12 protein-coding genes are annotated in these 22,275 nt (G+C 33.3%); all 12 read right to left on the reverse strand.

Features of this window, described 5'->3' with window-relative positions:
• Positions 1-90: 90 nt before the first annotated feature.
• The 12 genes from CLU82_RS01000 to CLU82_RS01055 all read right to left on the reverse strand — a co-directional run bounded on the left by CLU82_RS01000 (position 91) and on the right by CLU82_RS01055 (position 22,273).
• Complete coding sequence (locus CLU82_RS01000; protein ID WP_100844888.1) at positions 91-3,762, reverse strand: glycoside hydrolase family 2 TIM barrel-domain containing protein; 3,672 nt, start codon at positions 3,760-3,762, stop codon at positions 91-93.
• A gap of 215 nt (positions 3,763-3,977) precedes the next feature.
• Positions 3,978-5,972 (reverse strand): RagB/SusD family nutrient uptake outer membrane protein, encoded by a 1,995-nt coding sequence (locus tag CLU82_RS01005; protein WP_100841331.1) that lies wholly within the window; start codon positions 5,970-5,972, stop codon positions 3,978-3,980.
• Between the two features lie 31 nt (positions 5,973-6,003).
• Positions 6,004-9,363, reverse strand: a complete 3,360-nt coding sequence (locus tag CLU82_RS01010) for a TonB-dependent receptor (protein WP_232735188.1) — start codon at positions 9,361-9,363, stop codon at positions 6,004-6,006.
• A 289-nt stretch (positions 9,364-9,652) separates the two neighbouring features.
• Entirely contained in the window at positions 9,653-10,774 is a 1,122-nt protein-coding gene (locus CLU82_RS01015; RefSeq protein ID WP_100841332.1) for a FecR family protein, read from the reverse strand.
• 70 nt (positions 10,775-10,844) lie between these two features.
• Positions 10,845-11,387, reverse strand: coding sequence for an RNA polymerase sigma factor (locus CLU82_RS01020; RefSeq protein WP_100841333.1), 543 nt, complete (start codon positions 11,385-11,387; stop codon positions 10,845-10,847).
• Positions 11,388-11,631: 244 nt separating this feature from the next.
• A complete protein-coding gene (locus CLU82_RS01025; RefSeq protein WP_100841334.1) occupies positions 11,632-12,663 on the reverse strand; it encodes a LacI family DNA-binding transcriptional regulator in 1,032 nt (343 codons plus the stop codon).
• 159 nt (positions 12,664-12,822) lie between these two features.
• On the reverse strand, positions 12,823-13,332 hold the full coding sequence (locus tag CLU82_RS01030) for a phosphoheptose isomerase (protein ID WP_100841335.1): 510 nt from the start codon (positions 13,330-13,332) through the stop codon (positions 12,823-12,825).
• Positions 13,333-13,354: 22 nt separating this feature from the next.
• Positions 13,355-14,281, reverse strand: coding sequence for an ROK family protein (locus CLU82_RS01035; protein ID WP_100841336.1), 927 nt, complete (start codon positions 14,279-14,281; stop codon positions 13,355-13,357).
• 201 nt (positions 14,282-14,482) lie between these two features.
• A complete protein-coding gene (locus CLU82_RS01040; RefSeq protein WP_100841337.1) occupies positions 14,483-16,666 on the reverse strand; it encodes a GH92 family glycosyl hydrolase in 2,184 nt (727 codons plus the stop codon).
• Positions 16,667-16,693: 27 nt separating this feature from the next.
• Positions 16,694-18,124: a glycoside hydrolase family 125 protein gene (locus CLU82_RS01045; protein WP_100841338.1), complete on the reverse strand. Its 1,431-nt coding sequence runs from the start codon at positions 18,122-18,124 to the stop codon at positions 16,694-16,696.
• A gap of 39 nt (positions 18,125-18,163) precedes the next feature.
• Positions 18,164-20,461: a GH92 family glycosyl hydrolase gene (locus CLU82_RS01050; RefSeq protein ID WP_100841339.1), complete on the reverse strand. Its 2,298-nt coding sequence runs from the start codon at positions 20,459-20,461 to the stop codon at positions 18,164-18,166.
• Positions 20,462-20,464: 3 nt separating this feature from the next.
• Complete coding sequence (locus tag CLU82_RS01055) at positions 20,465-22,273, reverse strand: glycoside hydrolase family 2 protein (protein ID WP_100844890.1); 1,809 nt, start codon at positions 22,271-22,273, stop codon at positions 20,465-20,467.
• Between the last annotated feature and the right edge of the window lie 2 nt (positions 22,274-22,275).

Below are 22,275 nucleotides of genomic sequence, written 5' to 3' on the forward strand. Positions count from 1 at the left end.
TTGATTATAAAACAACACCGCATAAGATTTTTACATACAGCAAATCTTATACGGCATTGTTTTTTAAAAAGCTTTTTTTCTATTGTTTGTTTACATTTTTGTTAAAGGAGAAATAATAAATGAATAACTTAAAGTCTTACTTTCAGGAACTCTGTATTTTTCTAATGTAATTGGACCACAAGTAGAATTCCCAACACCTTCCTGAACACAATCTAAACTAAGATAGGTTTGTGGTTTTTTAATGTCGACCAAAGCAAAATCATGCTTAGCATCCCATAATGCTTGATCGCTGTAATGAAGAGCGCTAAATGCCAATCCGTCCTTAGCAGTAATTTTTAATCCTTTTCCTTTTCCATCTGTTATGTTTAACCAACGAACATCTTCTCGGTTCCCCATACTTTGGGATGTTACATAATGTTCTGCTGCCATACCATCAACTGTAGTTTTAAAATCTCCGAAAAAAGCGCTGGCTTTACGATCCTGATAATTTTCATGAGGTCCACGACCAAAGTAATTAATAGCTTCAAAATTTGGTGCTAGCTGAACTTGAAGTCCTGCACGGTGAACAATAAAGTCTCTTGTTGGCGTTTCAAAAGTTCCATCTACTTCTATGTTTCCATCATTATAAATAGTATAAACCACTTTGTAAGGTAATTTTGTGGCTTTTTCATTAGCTATAGTAGCATAAGCCTCCACAGTAATTTTTACCGATTGTCCATTATCCGCAAGTTTGTAATCAAATTTTTGTGCATCAAAAGTTGTTGTATAATACTTTTGATCAGCATATTTATCATTACTTAAACTTCTGTACCAATTTAGTTTTAAACCCTCACCATTATAGATCATGTTTGTTCCATTATAAACCAATGCATCCAAAACTCCTGTTGTCACATCTACTGACGAACTAAAACTATCTCCATTAATATTCAAATGATTAGCCTCTTTTTTAACTGTTAAAGATTTAGCACCCTTTGAAGCTTCAAAAGTGACGGCTGGTCTGTCATTAATTCTTAATTGCTCCTCAGCTACCAAATGTCCTTTATCAGCCCAGATTGTTTTTTCTTTTAAACGAAAATAAACATTTACAAAATATTCTGATCCCACTTTGTAGTTGGTATCTAACGGAATTTGAATAGTAGTTTTTTGATTTGGGTCAACTGCAACTGAAGGCAAATTACCCGATTTGATTATTTTTCCATTTTCTAATTCTTCCCAAGAAATAGTAAATCCATCAAGGTTTGTAAAATCATATTTATTCTCTATTTCTATTTTTCCGTTCTTACTATCAAGTGCGCGTATTTTTATATATTGATATACTTTTTTTAGCTCTATCAATTTTGCTGTTTCTCTACGATCTGGTGTTGTAAGTCCATTATCACAAAAATCTAGATCGGTTGGTGTATCACCAAAATCACCGCCATAATAAAAGATATCCTTGGGATTTATAACACTATTTACCTTTTGATAAGCTACTGGAACAGTACCTTTTGTAGATTTTTTATCAAGCAAACTATTACTATCTCCCCCAACAGGGATTGGTCTATTTACGGCTTGATCTACCCAATCCCAAATACAACCACCAATTAAGCGGTTTGAATTTTCGATAATATCCCAATATTCCTGCAAATTACCCATAGCATTACCCATGGAATGAGCATATTCACAAATAAAATAAGGCTTTTTAGAGCCATTTTTGTCTCTTTTTTCTAAATCTACTACATCAGGATACATTTGACTATCCATATCAGCACATTCATTTTTCCCTTCATAATGCACAGGTCTTGAAGGATCTATCTTACGAGTCATATTTGCAATAGAGTCCATATTTTGTCCAGCACCACTTTCATTACCCATAGACCAAAAAATTACTGAAGAATGATTTTTGTCACGCTGTATCATACGACTAACACGATCCTTAAATGCAGGAATCCATGATGGCATATCGCTGATGGATTGATTTCCGTGGTCTTCAATATCTGCCTCATCCATAATGTACAATCCGTAATAATCATAAAGAGCATAACTCTTAGGCTGATTAGGATAGTGACTTGTACGAATCATATTAATGTTATATTGTTTCATCATTTTAACATCGGTAATGATGGTTTCCAAAGGAATCGCTCGACCAAACTTAGGGTCTGACTCGTGACGGTTTGTTCCTTTAAAGAAGATCTGTTCATTGTTTACATATACCTTACTTTCTTTTATTTCAATTTTTCTAAATCCAAATTTTGAAGAAAGCACTTCGGTAACTTTTCCTTTATTATCTTTTAAAGAAAGTATGGCTGTATACAAATAAGGCTTTTCTGCTGACCATAGATTAGGTTTGTCTAAGTTTCCTTCAAGAACTAATTCTTTTTCTTCGTTTTTCTTTAAGGCACTAATTTTTGAAGAAACATTTAGCACTTCTTTTCCATTACTATCTAAAAGGCTTACCTGCAAAGTAGCTTCATTTGAACTAACATTTCCACTATTCACCAACTTTCCATTCACTATGAATTTAGCAGAAGTAAGATCCGCTTTTAAAAAGTCAGATTTTAGTGCAAAATCCCTAACATGAACTTTTGGAGTTGCAAATAAGTAAACATCTCGATGAATACCACTCATTCGAAACATATCTTGATCTTCAAGATAACTACCATCAGTCCATCTGAATACTTGTACAGCTATCGAGTTTTTGCCAGGTTTTACAAAATTGGTAAGATTAAATTCTGAAACATTATTTGCTCCTTGGCTGTACCCCACTTTTTTACCATTTACCCAAATGAAGAATCCGCTGTAAACACCATCAAAATGAACAAAAATTTCACTTCCATTCCAATTTTGAGGAATATCAAAATCTCTTTTATAGGATCCAACAGGATTAATTTCGACTTCGTTAGTATACCCTTTTTGAGGTTGAATAAAAGGTGGATTATTTTTAAAAGGATACGTTATGTTTGTATAAATAGGTGTCCCATAACCATACATTTCCCAACTAGAAGGCACTGGAATTTCCTTCCAATCTGATGTATTAAAGTCTGTTTTGAAAAAATCCAATGAGCGCTCAGATGGTTGCTTTACCCAATTAAACTTCCACATTCCGTTTAAAGAACGATACAAATCTGATTTTGGTTCAAGCCATGGTTTTTCAAAAGCGGCATCTTGCTTGAGCGATTCCAAAGAAGTGTAAGGAATATAGGTAGCATGACCTGGTTCTTTATTGACAGCAAAAATAGTCTCATTCTCCCATTCATTTTCTCCTCTTACGGGTCCTGGCGGTGGCATTTTTAGTTTTGAAGGTACTAACTTCCAAACCTGTTTTTGTGGTGATTGTATAATAGTTACACCTGCTTTTTCATCAGCTTTAAAACCAAGATACATTTTACTATTTCTTTGAATCATTTCATAATCACCATTTTCTAATTGTTTAATACTCCAATGTTGATTAGAATTATCTGGTGTTTTATCCCATTGAGCAACAGGATTTCCAGTTCCTGAATTTTTATTAAAATTATCTATGCTTTTTTTAGTAAAAGGATTAGTAATAAGATAAAAACCATCCTTCAATTTGGTAATTACCCATGCTTGCCCTTGATCTTTAGGTTTGGATACTTCCAAAAAAAGATTGGCCGCATTATTAGCATCGCCATTATTGCCCACAACCAATCCAGATGGGCTTTGAAATGTGTATAACTTGTTGGACTCAATTTGCTGGGAATGGCCTGAAAAACCAAAAATAAACGTTGTGAGAATAAGTACTACTAATTGAAAAAATTTCATTTGTAAAGATTTATAAGTGATAAAAAATGGCATTATATTTATATCGTATTATATAACAATATGTTTATTATAAAATTCATAATAACCACAAAATCATATCAAAAGATTTGTGGCAGTAATAAAAGTATAGTTCCTTGAACACAAATTCCTTAAGTTTGATTTTATGTTTTTCGGAACCATACTTTCCATGTCAACTCAACTCAATTAAAAAACTATTAATTTGTTGGTCCCGAATTTGCAGTCGTAGGCCAATTTGGATTTTGATAAATCGGAGATCCACTTGCATCACCATTTGGAGATGTTATTAAAAAATGCTGCATTGCAATTGGACTTAGATAATGTGCCATTGTCCAACGGTATCCATTATAAGCTAAAGTTGTAGGATTTTTTTGATTTACACGTAAATACGAACTAATAGCCGGATCTGACACCGTGCTTTTGTCGCCAATTCCGTACGTTAGCTTAGCCGGATTATACCAATCTTTCATAGGCCCCCATAACTTGAAACCTTCTATTTGATAAGGAGTTGAAATCATTTGATCCATTGCTCTCCATCGTTTTAAGTCATTAAGACGGAAACCCTCACCCAACATTTCTACACGTCTCTCTCTACGAATATTATACAATGTAGCATCTATCAATGAACCCTCAGAATAAGCTCCCCAGTCATTTTTGGCTTCCATACTCATATCAGTAGCAGCAATGGTTTTGTTAAAATCAGAATCTACACCCGCTCTTTCTCTAATTTGTTTCCAATAAGAAGAAGCTGTACCATCTATAGATCCATTTTTCTCATAACTAGCTTCAATATAATTAAGGTACGCTTCAACTCCTCTAAAAGCAATACTCCCCATTGAGCTACCAGTATGCTGACCATAATTAACACCATCATAATTATTTCCTTTTGTATGATGATACCCTGTAGGCTGATCATGATTCCCTAATAAATTCATTATATCTGGAACAATTGCTACATCTGTACCATGAGTATTTAAAGCAGACGGATATAAAATATTTATCTGACCCGGTTCCGCCAACCAAAGGTTTAAACGCATGTCTCTTTTCGTTCTTACATCAGCAAGGTAATCATCACCCGCATACCCAGATCCAGGTGCATATATTGGCAAACCATTTGCCATTAAACAATTGTCTACAAAACCTCGGGTATATCCATCACCACCACTTTGCACACCAATAGCATATGAATTACCTACTCCAAGTCCCACATCAAAAGCACGCCATAACAATACTTCATTATAAGGACTCAAATCAATTTTACTAAACATACCTAAATAAGGATTCGAATCGCATGCTTTAGCAAAATCTAGATACGATTGACCAGGCACCTCTACTTTTTGTGTATTTGGAGTTAATAAAATATGATCTGCGGCAGCTTTTGAAGAATTCATAGCTTGTGTCAAAAAATAATCTATCTCTCCATCAATACTTCCTGAAGGAAACTGATAATTCTTATTATAATCCTTTTGTAGCCCTGGCCATCCTGGACCGTTGGGTACAAAAGGGGTTCCTTTAAAGTATTTTTCCCAAGTACCCTCATAAAGAGCTACTCTAGATTTCATCAATAGTGCCACTTGCTTTGATAATCTATTTCCTTTTCCATCAGGACTAAAGTCATGCATCAATGTCGTTGCAGAATCCAAATCTGAAATTATAAAACGAGCTACCTCGTTTCTAGGATTTCTTTGACTTAATGCAGTCAATTGATCGATATCCATGTCGGGATTAAATTTTAAAATTGGAAAATCTCCCAACGCAACCAATTTTTGGAAATAAATATAGGCTCTCAAAAAATACATTTCGCCAATATAATGGTCAACGTTAGAAGGGTTACCTGTAATTTCATTTTTTTTCCATTTAGGAATTACTTTACCCATGAAATAGTTACATTGATAAATATTACCAAAATCCCAGTCCCCTCCTCTATCTGGAACAAGCCATTGCCCAGGAACATAGCGATTATCATATCCTCTATCAGCCTCCGTATCAGTATCACTATCTCTTCCATAATTCTCCATTACAGGAAATACATTATATAAATTGATAGTGTAAGCCGCTAGTTGTGACTCATCATCTAGGTATTTTTCTGGAGTAATTTGAGATTTTGGCTCTTTCTCAAGAAAGTCGTCCTGACAAGAACTAAAGACAGCTAACATAGCTGCAACAAATAGTACAATTTGATTTGATCTCATTATATTAAATTTTTAAATTTTTATATCGTTTTTAAAGAGAAAGATTAACCCCTATAGAATAGGTAGTTGATAATGGATATATGTTTCCATTTTGTCCAAGATCAAGAGTTTCAGGGTCAAACATTTTCGGGATTTTAGTCCAGGTTATAACATTATCTGCTGAAAAATAGATACGTACTTTGGTCATTCCAATTTTTTGAACCACTTGGTTACTTAATGAATACCCAAACTGTATATTTTTCAACCTCATATAGGCCGCATTTATAAGATACCTAGATTGAGCTTTTTGATTTTTATCTTGTCCTTCTACGGGACGAGGATAATACGAATCAATATTTAGTCCAAGAGGACTGTTTGCATCATCTCTAAAATAATCCAAATGTTGTACCAATCCGGTAGACCCCCAAACACCGCCTTTCATACCCCAAAAAATAGGTGTATCATTCCAGTAATCTCTTTTCAGGACACCTTGAAAAAATGCTCTAAAATCAAATCCTTTATAGTTAGCTCCTGTATCAAAACCAAGAGTATAACGTGGTTTATTATTTCCGATTTTAACCAAATCACCATGGTCGGTAAGGGTATTAGATCCTTGATCTATTTTGCCATCACCATTTACATCTTTATACATAATATCGCCTGCATTCCAATTATTACCTAAACTATTCTGACCGCCATTTGGTAAAGAGTTTAAATGGGCATTCATTTCTGCAGTAGTCTTTGCTATACCAATGGTTTGGTATCCCCAAATATTACCATCTAGCTCTCCTGCATTATATTGACTCAAAGTTCCAGTTTGATTTGGATACTTTGTAATTTTAGTACGGTTGTCAGCAAGTAAAGCTGTAGCATAATAACCAAAACCATTACTTAATTGCTGTTTCCACGAGATATTCATATCAAAACCATAGGTTTCTAAATCCGTATTATTTGCTCTTGGAACACGAGTTCCTAAAATAACAGGCAATTCTATTGCAGGACCCACCATATTTTTTGTTTCTCGGTTGAAATAATCAAACGATCCAGTAAGCTTATTATCGAATAAAGCAAAGTCAACCCCCACATCCCAAGTTTGAATTGTTTCCCAAGTAAGTGCCTTGTTTCTTAATTCTGGAGCACTGGCTGTATTCGGTCTAGTACCATTAACTAACCAAGATCCATTTGCAATTCCAATAGGTTGTGTTAAATAGGTCGGATAATAATTACCATTTGCATCATTTTGATTACTCAAAGTACCAAAGGATCCTCTTAATTTAAACATGCCTACTATCTCTTCTAATGGTTTCCAAAATTCTTCTCTAGCGACATTCCATCCTAATGAAACAGAAGGAGACCACACCCATCTGTTATCAGAACGGTAACGCGAAGAACCATCATAACGAAGATTACCTTGAATCATGTAACGCCCATCATAATTATAATCGATACGTCCAAAATAACCATTAAGAGACCAGTCTTTATAGTCCCCATTTACATTAGGTGGTACAGTCTTCCCTGAATAATCTGTTCCAGATGTAGCATCTATTGCTGTAATTTCGGGAAGAATAACTCCTTGTCTAGTTGCTCCAAATGCTCTATAATCTGTTGATTCAGCTTGCATACCTAATAAAGCATTAAAATGATGTTTACCAAAACTTTTAGTATAATCTGTATAAATATTAGAGTTATAATAATCTTCTTTATAAGCATCTTCATGTACCTCAGATCTATTATGTGCTACATAAGGAATACCATTGACATCATGATTGTACGTATATTGTAAATCCCAATGCTGAAAAGCATTTTTTGTTTGATATGTGACATCCCACTTGATTTTCCAATCTAAAGAAAGTTTAAAAACTAAATTTAATTGTTGCACAAAAGTATCCTCTACTTTATTTTGTCTACCTCCATCTCTTAGGCGAAGAGCAGGTGATGGACTATTATATAAATAACCATTAGGATCATACAAAGGTAAAACAGGCCAACCTTGTCGGGCTAAGTCAGCAAATGCTCCATCAGTCATGTAGGATGGTCTTGCATAATCTTCTCTAATAAACCTATTTGTGTACGTCAAAGACATCCATTTAAATACATCGGCATTTATTCTTAAAGTCGTATTATATCTCTTATATTGATCTCCTCCAAAGTTCATAAAACCAGGCTGATCAAGATATGCACCAGAAAGATAATAAGTCAATCCTTCCTTACCACCACTTATACTTACATTATTTTCATGTGAAATTACTGAAGGCTTAAACACTGCTTTATACCAATCAACATTATCATTCCCTTGATCATAACCATCGCCCCATACATTAGAATTTGTACCTTTTGGTGGAATTGTTGTTGTTATTGTACCATTCATAAAATCCTTTATACGTTGTAAACGTTCGTCAGTAAAAAATGGCGTTTTCCCAGCATTTTTGAAAGCATCATTAAAATAATTCGCAAAAGAATACGAATCAAGAATATCTGGAATTAAAACTGGCTTACTAATTCTAGTACTTGAACTAATATTTACTATAGTTTTTCCAGATTTTCCTTTTTTAGTAGTCACCAAAATAACACCAAAAGGAGCCCTGGAACCATAGATAGAGGAAGCGGCTGCATCTTTTAAAACAGATATATTATCAATATCTGAAGGATTTATCGTAGCAAGATCTCCTTCAGATCCATCGATAAGAATCAATGGATTAGCCGATGATCCATCTCCAATAGTACCCGTCCCACGAATATTTATATTTGGCTTACTATCTAAAGTACCTCCTCCTCCTGATTGTGTAATATTTAAACCCGCAACCATACCTTGCAGTCCTTGTACAGCATTTTGCACAGGGCGATTTTCTAATACCTTACCACTAACGGTAGCAATTGCACCAGTTACATTTGTTTTCTTTTGAACACCATAACCTACAACAACTATTTCATTTAAAATATTACTTTCCTCTACTAAGGATACATTAATTTTAGATCTATCACCAATTGCAATTTCTTGAGATTTAAAACCCAAAAAAGAAAATACTAATATTGATTGTTTGCTTGTAACATCAATAAAATATTTACCATCAAAATCGGTGGATGCAGCGTTTTTTGTACCTTTTTCTTGTATTGTACAACCTGGAAGAGGAATCCCTTTAACATCCGTAACAATTCCAGATATCTTAGCTGCTTGAACTTGTTTAGCAGGAACTTTTGCATTACTCTCTTCATTCGAATTCGACTTTAATATAATTTGTTTGTCCATCAGAACATACGATATATTAGTGCCCTTAAAAAAATTATCTAGAACCATTTGTAAAGGCTTATTTTTAACCTTTATCGACACCAATTGTTCCTCATCAATTTTTTTATTATTGTAAACAAATTTATAATCTGTTTGCGACTGTATTTCTAAAAATACGGAACGCATTTTTACATGTTCAAGGTTTAATGTTATTTCATTTTTTTGGGAATATGTCTTACTGTGAACAGGGAAAATAGAAATCATGAGACATAAAAGTGTCATTTTCACGCTTCTAGTAATTTTTAGGCAACAGGGAATTTTTATCCCCATCCTATTGCTTTTTTTCATAATTTTGGTTTTTTAATTAGTTAACTTTTAATAGTTGATTATCACTCTAAAACGGGAAATTTTGGCGAATTTTCCGTTTTTTTTTTACTACGAGTATTTCTAAATTTTCAATAGGCATTTTTTTTAGTTAATAAATAATAATTTGATTGTTTGTCATTTTGTATTCAAAAGGGGTATCAACCCTAAAAGTATCCAAAACCTGATTTATCGTTTTATTTGAAAATTCGGCAGTATAAATTTGTTCTTTAAGATTTTGATTTCTGTTTTCAATCTTCACACCATAAAATCTTTCGAGTTTGGTTATTATTTTATCAAAGGGAAGTTCATCAATTACCAATCCTTTTTCCATCCACTTGGTATAAACGGATGTATCAACCTTAGAGAAAGCAATTTTTTCATTATTAGTAGTCCATTCCGCTTTAAATCCAGGTTTTAGAAATTGAGCTTTCTTTTCATCTTTTCCAGCTAATTTCACAGATCCTTCGACAAGTACTGTATTTATAGTTGTGTCTTCTGGATAAGAGCTAACATTAAATTTGGTACCCAATACGGTAATATTAAGATTATTAGCATTTACAACAAACGGATGCTTTTTATCTTTACTCACTTCAAAAAAGGCCTCCCCAAGAAGTGTTACTTTTCGAAAACCTTTTTTGCAAAATTTAGTAGGGTATTTTAATGAGGAACCAGCATTTAAGTGTACCAAAGTTCCATCAGACAATCTTACATTAAAATTTTTGCCGTTGGGAACCTTTAAACAATTATATGCAATTTCATCTTGCGTAACAGTTTTGGTATAATCAATTTCGGATTGATTACTTGTCCCAACAAAATTGCCAGAATCATCAATAATGTTTTGTAAATTATTAGAAGAAAGCGCTATAATTTTCCCATCTCCCATATTCAAGGTTACTGAATTTGGATCTATGACTATATTTGGTCTGGAATATTGCCAAATACTATATCCGCCAACAAGAAAAATTACAACTATAGAAGCATATTTCATGATAGAAAAAATCAGCCGTTTTTTTCTTTTTGCTCTATAATTTAATATTAATTTATCAAGTGCTAAGACTGAATCTAAATCATCAATAACAGGAATATTCCCTCTCTGAGTTTTGGCTTCCTTGAGTCGCTCAAAAACAGCTTGGTTTTCATCAGAAGATTCAAACCATTCTATGAATGCTTTGTTTTCCTCTTCGTTAAGTTGATTATTTAATTTTTTAATAATAATTTCAGCTATATCCATTTTTCTAATAATTGTAGGTCTATAATAAAGACCCCTAACTATCGAAAACGGGTAGTGAAAAAATAAAAAATTATTCTGCTAATAAAAAAACAGAAATAAGTGTAGAGATTAAACTAATAAAATATTGATTGTGAAGTATTACACGTAAAGTTTTAAAGCCTTTTTTTAAATGGTACTTTACAGTATTTATGGAAATATTAAGAGTGTCAGCTGCTACTTCGTATTTTAAACCTTCTAGAACACAAAGTTCAAAAACTCTTTTAGATTGATCAGGCAAACTACCGAGTGCATCTAGTATATAAGCACTTTTTTCAAAAGCAATTAAACCATCTTCATGCGAAGGTATAAAGATGTCACTTTCGATCATTTTTGTTAATTTACTAGCTTTTCTAAGTCTCTTAAGACTCGTGTTTTTTATCGCTACGAAAATATAACTTTTGATATCTAAAATTTTATTTACATCATCTAGTTTGCATAAAACCTTCTCAAGGACATCTTGAACGATATCCTCAGCTTCATCCATGTTTTCTACATAACTATAGGAAACCAAACACCATTCACGGTAGTGAGTAAGAAATAAATCTTCGATTTCTTTTGAAATACAGTTGTTCATCGATAAAAATTTTATGAAACCTATTTAAATAAAGTTTTTATATAATTAAATATTTCTATTCTTCAACCATTTATTGCTATAAATTACTTACTATAAAGTTTTATTATTCTGATTTATTTTTAAAAATAATAAAACTCAATCGATTTAGTAAAAAAAACACTTCAAATTTTGAATTGATAATAATTCGTAATTTTGAATTTATATCAAAAAAAATAACATTCTAAAAAAGAATAACTAGCCAAATTTACAAGGAACGCTTCTGCGAAGACTCTCGTATTTTTAATTCTGCATTAAGTATAATCTTCTCCGAAATTTCTTTTACATCTTTTTGTTTTAACAATCTCAACATCAATTCCATTAATTTATTTCCTATTGCTTCTAATGGCTGAGAAACTGCTGTAATTGTAGGACTGTAGATTTTAAAAAGCTCATTATCATCAAAGGTAATTATACCTAAACTATGTATGAATTCTGGATTATTCTCTTTAAAAGCTTCTAATCCAGCTTGAGTTAAATAGTTTGTTGCAAAAAATACCGCATCTAATTTTTTAGTCTCATCAATAAATTTTTTTATAAAATCTTTTGATTTTCCATCATTAGCTTCTTTATATGGGATTTTAAGAACATGCGGTTTTAAATTATTCTCAACAATTGCATTTTCATAACCAAATAAACGATTTTGCATTTGCATTTGATCTGAATCCGTAGTTATAAAAGCGATATTTTTATAATTATTCGCAATCAAATGGTTTGTTGCATCAAAAGTTGCTTCTTGATTATCAATAACAACACTATTACATTCTAAATCAGAGAAATATCTATCTAAAAGAATGATTGGATGATTCTCCTCAATTAATTCTGCAATCATACTTTTTATTCCTGGAGAAGGAACAATTATAAAACCATCAACTTGTCTGTTTTTAAATAACTCAATTAACTCAAGTGATTTTGTATCTTGATTTTCGTTGCTACAAAAAATAACCTTATATCCTTTATCATAGGCAATATCTTCAATAATTCTAGCCAATTTAGAAAAAAAGTAATTAGAGATATCTTCAACCATGAAAACTAATATTTTTGATTTTCCAGTACGCAGACTCTGTGCTATTTGATTTGGTTTATAATTAACCTTTTGAGCGTAATCTAAAACTTTCTGAGTAAGAATTTTGGAAATATGTTTCTCTTTTGCTTTACCATTTAAAACAAAAGAAACAGTAGTTACTGAAATATTTAAATGTTCAGCAATATTTTTTATTGAAACAGTTTTCTTTTTCATTAGTTTAGATATAATTTAAAATGTTGTAATAATTTCTTTTATAATTACGACAACAAAAGTACCAAATATAGACAAAGTTATTTGTTGATTCATACCAAAAACTAATCTGTATCAAAATAGTTTGGTACTATTATGTCATAAAATATTTTAAAAAATTATTTATCTTCCAAAATCATCTTGAAGTCGAACTATATCCTCTTCATCTGATGGATTATTAGGATCCGTATGTTGCCATATCTCGGCAACAATTCCCCAAGAATCCAATCCTATCAAACGATGACGTTCTCCTTTATTCATTTGTATAAAACTATCTTTTGGCAGTTCTCTTATTTCACCTTCCACATCAGTATCACTGATTTTTACTCCCACTGGACCTTGAAGCACTTTCCAGATTTCTGCTCTTCTAAAATGATATTGCCATGATAATCTTTTTTCAGGGGCAACAATCAAAATTTTAGGACTTAGTTTATTTGTAATTTGTATATCTGACATTTTAAGATGAGGAAAAAACTGTTCTGCAAATCTACTCGCTTGTGATTCGTCTATAACAAAAAATCCTCCCCAAGGCCTGCTAATGTCTTGTTGAGTCACACTATAATTCTGAGTTTGCAACCATTCTGCTATTTCTTTAAAAATAGTTTCTTTTTCTAAGTAATTTTTATTCTCCATTTAGTTTACAACTTTTCTTTATTTAAAAACTAGGCAAAGTTTCTTTTATTTTTACCCAAAATGAATCGTTAAACATATAACTTGCTCCAATTATACTAGATTCTTCTGTATTCTCTAAAATTATTATTTCAATTTCAATTTCATTACTTCTCAAAATCTTTTGTATCTCAGGCAAAAACAGAGTAAAACATTTCGCAATATTTCCACCTAAAACTAATGTATTTGCTCCAAAATCATTCAAAAAAGGATGCATAAAACAGCTTAAATTGATTGCAAATTCTTTAAAAACTCTTTTTGAAAATTCATCATTTTTATTTGATATTTCTTTAACCCCATCTGTTATCTCGGTCCCACTATACTCTTCATATTTTTTTATAAACCATCTTGTTGAAAAATATTCATCTGCTATTCCATCTAGGAAAATTTTATCCCATAGGCAGCCATTTATGGGAACATTTTTTCCTTTTGTTAATGGTATTATGTTTTCTAAAAAAGAGGCGCCAAAACCAGTTCCTAAAGTTATCGCGACAACTTTTCCCTCATTTTTATCCAATCCATTCATCAGTATGCTTCCTATACCAAATGAAGAAGCATCATTTAAAAAACGAAAACTTATATTTTCTGATGTGATATATTTTGAAAATTCATCTGGAATTAAAACATTATATAATGCTTCAAACTTATCGTTCCCTTCAAACATTGCTCTACCAGTTTCATACTGAAATGGGCCTGGCATAGAAAAAGCAATTTCTATGGTATCATTATACTCACATTCTTCAATTGTTTTATTAATAATCTCTGCCCATTTCGAAAAAATAATTTCTTTAGAAGCTTTATTATCTACAAATCCGCTAAAATAAGTATTAGGAATTATTTTAAAACTTTCATTATCTACTGCAGCGCTACTAACGTGACTACCTCCTACATCAACACCTATTATTAATGCCATTCTTATTGCTTTTATTTTTATTTATTAATTTTTCAAATTTTTATATTTTCCTGCACCTGCTGGAAAAATTCCTAAAGCCTCCAAACAAAACATGAAGACATTGCAGCATCATCTATAGTTAGCAAAAAGACTTTAGGTGGATTTTAATGATTTGTTTTGACCTTGGATTTCACTACCCTATTAAAAACAACCTTAATTATATTACTTTTTAGTTTGAACTTCTATCTTTCCACCATTCTTGAAAAGGTCATGTGGAATAAAGTAGCCATTACTTTTATTACCATTTACTAAAATTTCTTTCAAATTTCTTTCACCATTCGGGTTAGTTATTGTCAACTTTTTACCAGATGGCATCGTCCAATTTACTTCACTAAAAATAGGAACTGTTACTATATATTCAGGGTCTGCAGGTGATAACGGGTAAAGTCCCAGAGCACCAAACACGTACCAAGAAGACATTTCGCCAGCATCATCCATACCTGACATAGCCAATTTTTCTGGGCCAATACCATACATAGTATCAAGAATCTCGTCAATCCTTTTTTGAGATTTTTCAGGTTTATTTACAAAATAATAAGAGAACGGAGCTTCATGGTCCGGCTGGTTACCATGACAATATTGTCCAATAAATCCTGAAATGTTCCAAGCTATATAATCAGGATTCCATGGTTTAGTAAACAGCTCATCCAGTTTTGCTTCAAATGGTTTTGCACCTCCATATAATTCCACAAGCCCAGGCATATCATGAGGTACAAAAAACGATAGTTGCCATGCATTTGCTTCACGGTACATATATTCGTAGTATGGAAACTCTGGGTTAAAAGGTGTTACCCATTTCCCATCTTCAAGCCTTCCCCTCATAAAGGTTGAAGACTTATCAAATACATTAGCATAATTTTTTGCTCTTTTTGACAAATCATTATAATGCTCAGTATCACCCATTTCTTTCGCTAATAATGCCAATGCGTGATCATCATAGGCATATTCAAGGGTTTTGGTAACTCCAGCATTTGCCTTAGTTTCAACCTTTGGATCTTTAATATCTTGTTCTGGCACATAACCTTTAGTTATATATTCGGAGATATGAGGTCTTGTACCTCCTTCTTTATATGCATTATTTAATAATAGTTCATAAGCTTTCTTAACATCAAAATTTCTTATTCCTCTCATATAAGAACCCGCTATAAATGAAGCGGCATGATCACCATGGAAAAATGTTGGAATAAAACCTTTGATTTCTCCTTCGTTGATGATAGAACTGATGATATCGCTTGTAACTTCAGGAGAAAATATGCTTAATAAAACAAGTTTATTTCTATAGTCATCCCATAATGATGGTAGCGTATAGTAACGGTAATTTTCTTTCCTCACTTTACCAGCTTCATCTGTGAACTGTCCGTTTACATCACTTCTAAGCGCAGGCCACAAGAATGATCTGTACAACATGCTGTAAAACATAACATCTTGCTGTTTATTGCCTCCTTTAACCTTAATTTTAGAGAGCAAATTTTCCCAAGTCATACTTCCTTCTTCAAAGACTTTAGCAAAGCTTTTATCCGCTACTTCAGCTTCTAAATTTTCTTTAGCATTATCAATACTCACAAATGATAAAGCTATCTTAACGGTAACAGCTTTAGTATCTCCATCTTTAATATTTACCAATGCATAACCATTGCTCTTCGTCATTTCCTTCACCTCTAACTTATCTATTGGGCTGCTAAGTGTTGCATAAAAATATATTTTTTCGCCACCTGTTCTTTGAAAACCACTAACAACATTAGAACCTTCCTGTTTAATTTGCCAATCATCTACTCGATTGTTAGCATGACCTAAATCAAATAGTACTTTTCTTCCTTTGTTGTTTTTAAAGGTGTATTCGTGAACTCCACAACGCAATGTTGAAGTCAGCTTAACCTGAACAGCATATTCTTTTAAATATACTTCATAGTAAGCTGGACTGCCTTTTTCCTGATCGTGACTAAATGATGATTTGTATGGAAATGAAGCCCCTTCTGGAACTGGCAATAAAGGAATATTACAAAGATTCCAATGTCCTTTATTAGTATGAGTAAAACCTAAAATGCTGGTATCTTCATACTCATATCCTGCTCCGGATCTGTATTTTGTCATTGGACTTAACTGCACCATTGCATTAGGCACCGACGAACCTGGGAAAACCAAACCTGCCCAAACTCGCATATCTGCTGGTGGTGTGTATCCAATTATTTTTGTATCTAATAATGGTGCTGTACCAATAAAAGGATTGACTAAAGCTGTATATTTTCCTTTTGCAAGTCCTCCGCCACTTTCCTGTGCATTAGCGTTAAAGCCAAAAAGTGACACAGAAAGAGCTGCCAGTGCAATATTCTTTCTAAATTTTATCATGGTATAAATAAATTAGTTGCCTGTTTATTATAGTTCAAGGAGCTTTGGATTTTTTTGGTAGGTATCCCATAATAACTCACCAAAAAGGGTATTTGTCCAAGCAAACCAATCTCTTGTATAGTTTTTAGCATCATCTTTATGGAAAGACTCATGCATAAAACCTTTGCCTCCGTGAGAAGCTTTTAGCATTTTGATACATTCTTTAATTTCGTTAGAATCAGATGTTGTGTATGCTCTCATAACAAGAGACATTGGCCATATCATATCCATTCCACAATGCGGTCCACCAATTCCTTCGGCAACTTTACCTTTAAAAAAGAATGGGTTATCCTCAGAAAGAATAAATTTTCTAGTGTTTTGATACACAGAATCCTTAACATCAATTGCATCTAAGTAAGGTAATGCTAGTAAACTTGGTACATTAGAATCGTCCATTAAAAGATGACCACCAAAACCATCAACTTCAAAAGCATAAATATCACCGTATTTAGGATGTTTAACTATTGCGTGCTCTTTAATTGCTCTTTCAACTTCTGCTGCTAAAGCTCTAAGTTCATTTGCTGTAACAGAATCCTTTTTAATTGTTTCCAACATTTCAGCAGCCTGCTTCATACTTACTACTAAAAAGAAGTTAGACGGAATAAGGAATGAGAAAACTGTAGCATCATCACTTGGTCTAAATGCTGAACAAACCAATCCTACAGGTTTAACAGGATAACCGGCACCTCTAAGTGGACGTGTATCGGTTGCGAACTGAGTATTTCTCTGGAAAGTATATGGATTATGTCCTTCTTTTTGTTGCTGATCTCTGAATGTTTTTAGCGTTGCTTGAATTGCTTTTACCCAATTGTCATCAAATGGGGCTGTATCTCCTGTGTTTTTCCAATAGTTATAAGCTAGCCTTATTGGATAACAAAGAGAATCTATTTCATATTTTCTTTCGTGAACACCAGGTTTCATGTCGGTATGATCACTTGTCCATTCTCCTTTTTTATTAGGATCATTGTAAAAAGCATTGGCATACGGATCTTTTAGTACATAATCTGTTTGTCTGTTGATAACACCTGCAATAAGTTTTTTTAGTTTTGCATCCTTACCAACAAAAGCCATATATGGCCAAACCTGAGCAGAACTATCTCTTAACCACATAGCATCAATATCACCAGTAATTACATAAGTATCTGGTCTTCCATTCTTTTGGCCGTGGGTTACTGTAGTATCTAGTGTATTCGGAAAACAGTTATTAAATAACCATCCCAATTCTTTATCCTTTACATTCTTCTGAAATTCAGCAATTGCTTTTTCAATAAGGTCACTTTCAAAATTTCTTTTGCCCTTAGCAACCCTAACTACAGGAAAATCTGCTGTCATTTTGGTTCCTGCGATTATTTCCATAGGATCAATAAAAGCTAAACTACTAAACAATGCAGTGTTTTGGATAAATTTTCTTCTTTGCATAACTTGTATATTTTAAATTTAAGTGGCTAAATTTTTTAATTATTCGTTTGTCAATGAGTAAGGAAGGTCTTCTTTTTTTGTTCCTCTCTCTTTATTAGGTGTATCGCTCATGTCAACATCTATAACAGCACCTTTCATAAGTTCTGTAAAACTCAGGTAGTTCTTCCTATAGTCTTTGCCATTAAACTGCATCGCTTTTATGTATCTGTTACTGTCACTATTTTTAGGTGAATTGATAATAACCTGCTTTCCGTTTTCAAGATTTAGAGTCACCTTTTTAAATAATGGCGCACCTATTACATACTGGTCTGATGCTGGAGTTACTGGATAAAAGCCCATCGCAGAAAACACATACCAAGCAGATGTCTGTCCATTATCCTCATCACCACAATAACCATCCGGATTTGGGTTGTATAATTTATTCATAGTTTCTCTAACCCAATATTGTGCTTTCCATGGCTGTGATCCGTGATTATACAAATAGATCATATGCTGAATTGGCTGGTTTCCGTGAGCATATTGTCCCATATTTGCAACCTGCATTTCTCTCATTTCATGAATGAAACCACCATTAAAACTATTGTTGAAAACTGGAGGCATTGCAAATACACTGTCAAGTTGTTTGGTAAAAATTGCTGCACCTCCCATCAAATCAATAAGACCTTGTACATCATGAAAGACTGACCAACTGTAGTGCCAACTATTCCCTTCGGTAAAACCTTCCCCCCAACGGATTGGGTCAAAAGGTTCCATAAATTTACCATTAGTCATTTTACCTCGCATTAAATTATGCGTTGGATCAAACAGGTTTTTATAGTTCAAGCTGCGTTTTTTATACAAATCAATTTCGCTTTTAGGACGTTTTAAAGCTTTCGCCAATTGATAAATTGTAAAATCATCGTAAGCATATTCTAGTGTACGGGCAGCACTTTCATTAACAACATCATAAGGCACATATCCTAATTTAATGTATTGATCAACACCTGCACGACCTACAGCTTTCATTGGCCCTGCATTGTTAGCACCATGCAAAACAGCCTCATATAGATTTTTGATATCATAATTACTTTGAGTTCCTATTTTTAAATAAGCATCTGCAACTATTGAAGCCGAATTATTACCAACCATAATGTCTCTTAAACCTGGACTTGCCCATTCTGGTAACCATCCGCTTTCTTTATAAGCATTGCTAAGTCCTTCCTGTATTTCTGCATTTGTTTTAGGATACACTAAGTTAAGAAATGGAAAAAGTGAACGGAATGTATCCCAAAAACCAGTATCTGTATACATATATCCAGGCACTATTTCACCATTGTAAGGACTGTAATGAACTGCTTTTCCAGAAGCATCATATTCGTAAAATTTTCTAGGAAAAAGTAGTGAACGGTATAAACAGGAATAGAATGTAGTTGTTTGTGCAGCCGTACCACCTTCAGTTTTTATTTTGCTTAAATTGTCATTCCAAACCGTCTTGCCTTTTGCTTTTAATTGGTCAAAATCATTATTACCAATTTCTTTAAGGTTAATTTCAGCCTGTTCAAAACTAATAAATGAAGAAGCAACCTTTACGTTTACCTTTTCGTTGTCCTTAGTTTTAAAACCAATTACTGCACCTGAATGATCAGCTCTCATCTCAAGAGCAGTACCAAGTACATCACCATTAAAAGTATTAGCAATAGTGAACTCCTTATCAAAAATAATTACAAAATAATTTTTAAAGTTCTTAGGCACACCTCCACTGTTTTTAGTAGTATATCCTATAATCTTTTTTTCCTGCGGGATAATTTTTATGTATGAGCCTTTATCGAAAGCATCTACAACTATATAAGAATCAGCTTTAGGAAATGTAAACCTAAATCTCGCCGCTCTTTCAGTTGGAGTGATTTCAGTAGTCACATCGTGTTCTGCAAGGTAAACACTATAATAATAAGGCGTTACAATTTCTGTTTTGTGCGAAAACCAGCTTTGTCTGTCTTTTTCTTTAAATTTAAGATTACCTGTTACTGGCATGATAGAAAACTGTCCGTAATCATTCATCCATGGTGAAGGTTGATGTGTTTGTTTAAAACCTTTTATTTGAGTAGCTCCGTAAGTATATGCCCATCCATCACCCATGCTACCTGTTTGTGGTGTCCAGAAATTCATTCCCCACGGCATTGCAATTGCAGGGTATGTATTTCCGTTAGAGACATCATAATTAGAATCAGTACCCATCAGTGGGTTAACCCATTCAACAGGAGTTTTACTATCGCTAACGGGAACAGTCTGACCATTACTCGAAATAAAAGCTAATAGAACTACTACTCTAAATCCAAATTTTAATGTATTAATTTTCATAATTTACTTATTAATAGAGTTTATTACCTCTTTGTTGATTTTATTAACTTCAGAAAAATTCATCTTATCCACTTTTCGATCATACGTCATAAAACCATTTACCTCACCTTCAACATCAGTTGTCTGTGTATAGACAGCTGCAGAGAATCCAACTTTAGCAAGCTTTATAAGTTCATCAGCATATTCTTTATATTTTGCAGTAGTTTCATTACTATTTTTAAATTGAGTATACCCCCAATTTTTATCTGTCTGCCATAAATGACCTTCCACTGGAAATCCAATACCTCCATATTCTCCAAGAACAGTTACTCTTCTAGCATCATATAATTTTAAATTGGGTCCTGGATAGTGATGAATATCAAGAATATCTCCTGTCTGGAAATGATTACCTCCACTTGAAGAGTTAACCAATCTACTTGGATCATAATTTTTAGTCCACTCTGTAATCTCAACTGTTTTAAACTGTCCCCATGCTTCATTAAATGGTACCCAAACTACAATACTTGGATAAGAATATAATTCATCCATTATTTCTTTCCATTCTTTTTTATAAGTAGCTTCAGATTGTGCAGTTCTTTTTAGCTCATTGCCATCAAAGTATTTGTGCATCTGCCATATTGGACCTTCATCGCCACTTGGCATATCCTGCCAAACCAAAAAACCCATTTTATCACAATAAGTATACCAGCGAGCAGGCTCAATCTTAACGTGTTTACGAATCATGTTAAAACCTAATTCTTTAGTTTTTACAAGGTCGTATTTCAACGCCTCATCTGTTGGTGCTGTATATAAACCGTCAGGCCACCATCCTTGATCAAGTGGACCAAATTGGAAAAGATCTTTATTATTCAACTGCATTCTTACGATACCATCTGCATCTCTTTTTGAAGATATCTTTCGCATAGCAAAATAACTTTTTACTTCATCAACTACTTTACCATTACTGATAACTTTAATCTTTGTATCATACAAGAAAGGTGAATCTGGTGACCATAACTTAGGATTAGGAATCACGATATCGAGAGCCTGACCTGCAACGGCTTTACAAGACGCAACATTTTTGGATCCATCAAATACAGAAACCTCAACAATATCTCCTGCCGAATTACCCTCTATATCACTTAAGATATTGATTGTATTATGATCAATATCTGGAGTATTTCTGATATTGTTGATGTGTTTTTTACTTACTGGTTCCAACCATACCGTTTGCCAAATACCTGTTACTGGTGTATACCAAATTGACTCTGGGTTTTTAATCTGCTTTCCACGTGGCTGAGTTCCATCGCTCGATGGATCCCAAACTTTTACAACAAGTTTTTGAGATTTTCCGTTTAAGAACGGAGTTATATTAAAACTGAAAGGCGTATATCCTCCAGTGTGAATTCCAATTTTTATATCATTGAGCCATACTTCTGTTTTCCAGTCTACTGCTCCAAAGTGCAATAAAATATCTTTACTCTTCCAATCATTATCTAAGGTAAAAGTGGTTTCGTACCATAACTCTTTTTCTGAGCCAACTGTTTTCATTACCCCCGAAAGGCTTGATTCTACAGCAAATGGCACTAATATCTTACCATCGTAATTTGTTGGTGCTGACTGTCCTGTTGGTTGTATGGAATAATTCCATAAACCATTAAGGTTTTTCCAATTATCACGTTCCATTATTGGTCTCGGATATTCGGGAAGGGTATGATTAGGATCTACCTGCTCAGCCCACTTTGTTTTTATTTTATCACCTTGTGGTTTCCATTGTGCAAAACTTGTAAGCCCTGCAAACAGGAGAAACATAACCATGAATTTATTCTTCATTA

This window comes from Flavobacterium sp. 5, assembly GCF_002813295.1.
GTDB lineage: Bacteria > Bacteroidota > Bacteroidia > Flavobacteriales > Flavobacteriaceae > Flavobacterium.

Bases quoted from the DNA above. Each gene is read 5' to 3' on its own strand.
- CLU82_RS01030 (WP_100841335.1), bottom strand. From the start codon at position 13,332: ATGGAGAATAAAAATTACTTAGAAAAAGAAACTATTTTTAAAGAAATA.
- CLU82_RS01045 (WP_100841338.1), bottom strand. From the start codon at position 18,124: ATGCAAAGAAGAAAATTTATCCAAAACACTGCATTGTTTAGTAGTTTA.
- CLU82_RS01000 (WP_100844888.1), bottom strand. From the start codon at position 3,762: ATGAAATTTTTTCAATTAGTAGTACTTATTCTCACAACGTTTATTTTT.
- CLU82_RS01050 (WP_100841339.1), bottom strand. From the start codon at position 20,461: ATGAAAATTAATACATTAAAATTTGGATTTAGAGTAGTAGTTCTATTA.
- CLU82_RS01025 (WP_100841334.1), bottom strand. From the start codon at position 12,663: ATGAAAAAGAAAACTGTTTCAATAAAAAATATTGCTGAACATTTAAAT.
- CLU82_RS01015 (WP_100841332.1), bottom strand. From the start codon at position 10,774: ATGGATATAGCTGAAATTATTATTAAAAAATTAAATAATCAACTTAAC.
- CLU82_RS01055 (WP_100844890.1), bottom strand. From the start codon at position 22,273: ATGAAGAATAAATTCATGGTTATGTTTCTCCTGTTTGCAGGGCTTACA.
- CLU82_RS01020 (WP_100841333.1), bottom strand. From the start codon at position 11,387: ATGAACAACTGTATTTCAAAAGAAATCGAAGATTTATTTCTTACTCAC.
- CLU82_RS01035 (WP_100841336.1), bottom strand. From the start codon at position 14,281: ATGGCATTAATAATAGGTGTTGATGTAGGAGGTAGTCACGTTAGTAGC.
- CLU82_RS01005 (WP_100841331.1), bottom strand. From the start codon at position 5,972: ATGAGATCAAATCAAATTGTACTATTTGTTGCAGCTATGTTAGCTGTC.
- CLU82_RS01010 (WP_232735188.1), bottom strand. From the start codon at position 9,363: ATGCGTTCCGTATTTTTAGAAATACAGTCGCAAACAGATTATAAATTT.
- CLU82_RS01040 (WP_100841337.1), bottom strand. From the start codon at position 16,666: ATGATAAAATTTAGAAAGAATATTGCACTGGCAGCTCTTTCTGTGTCA.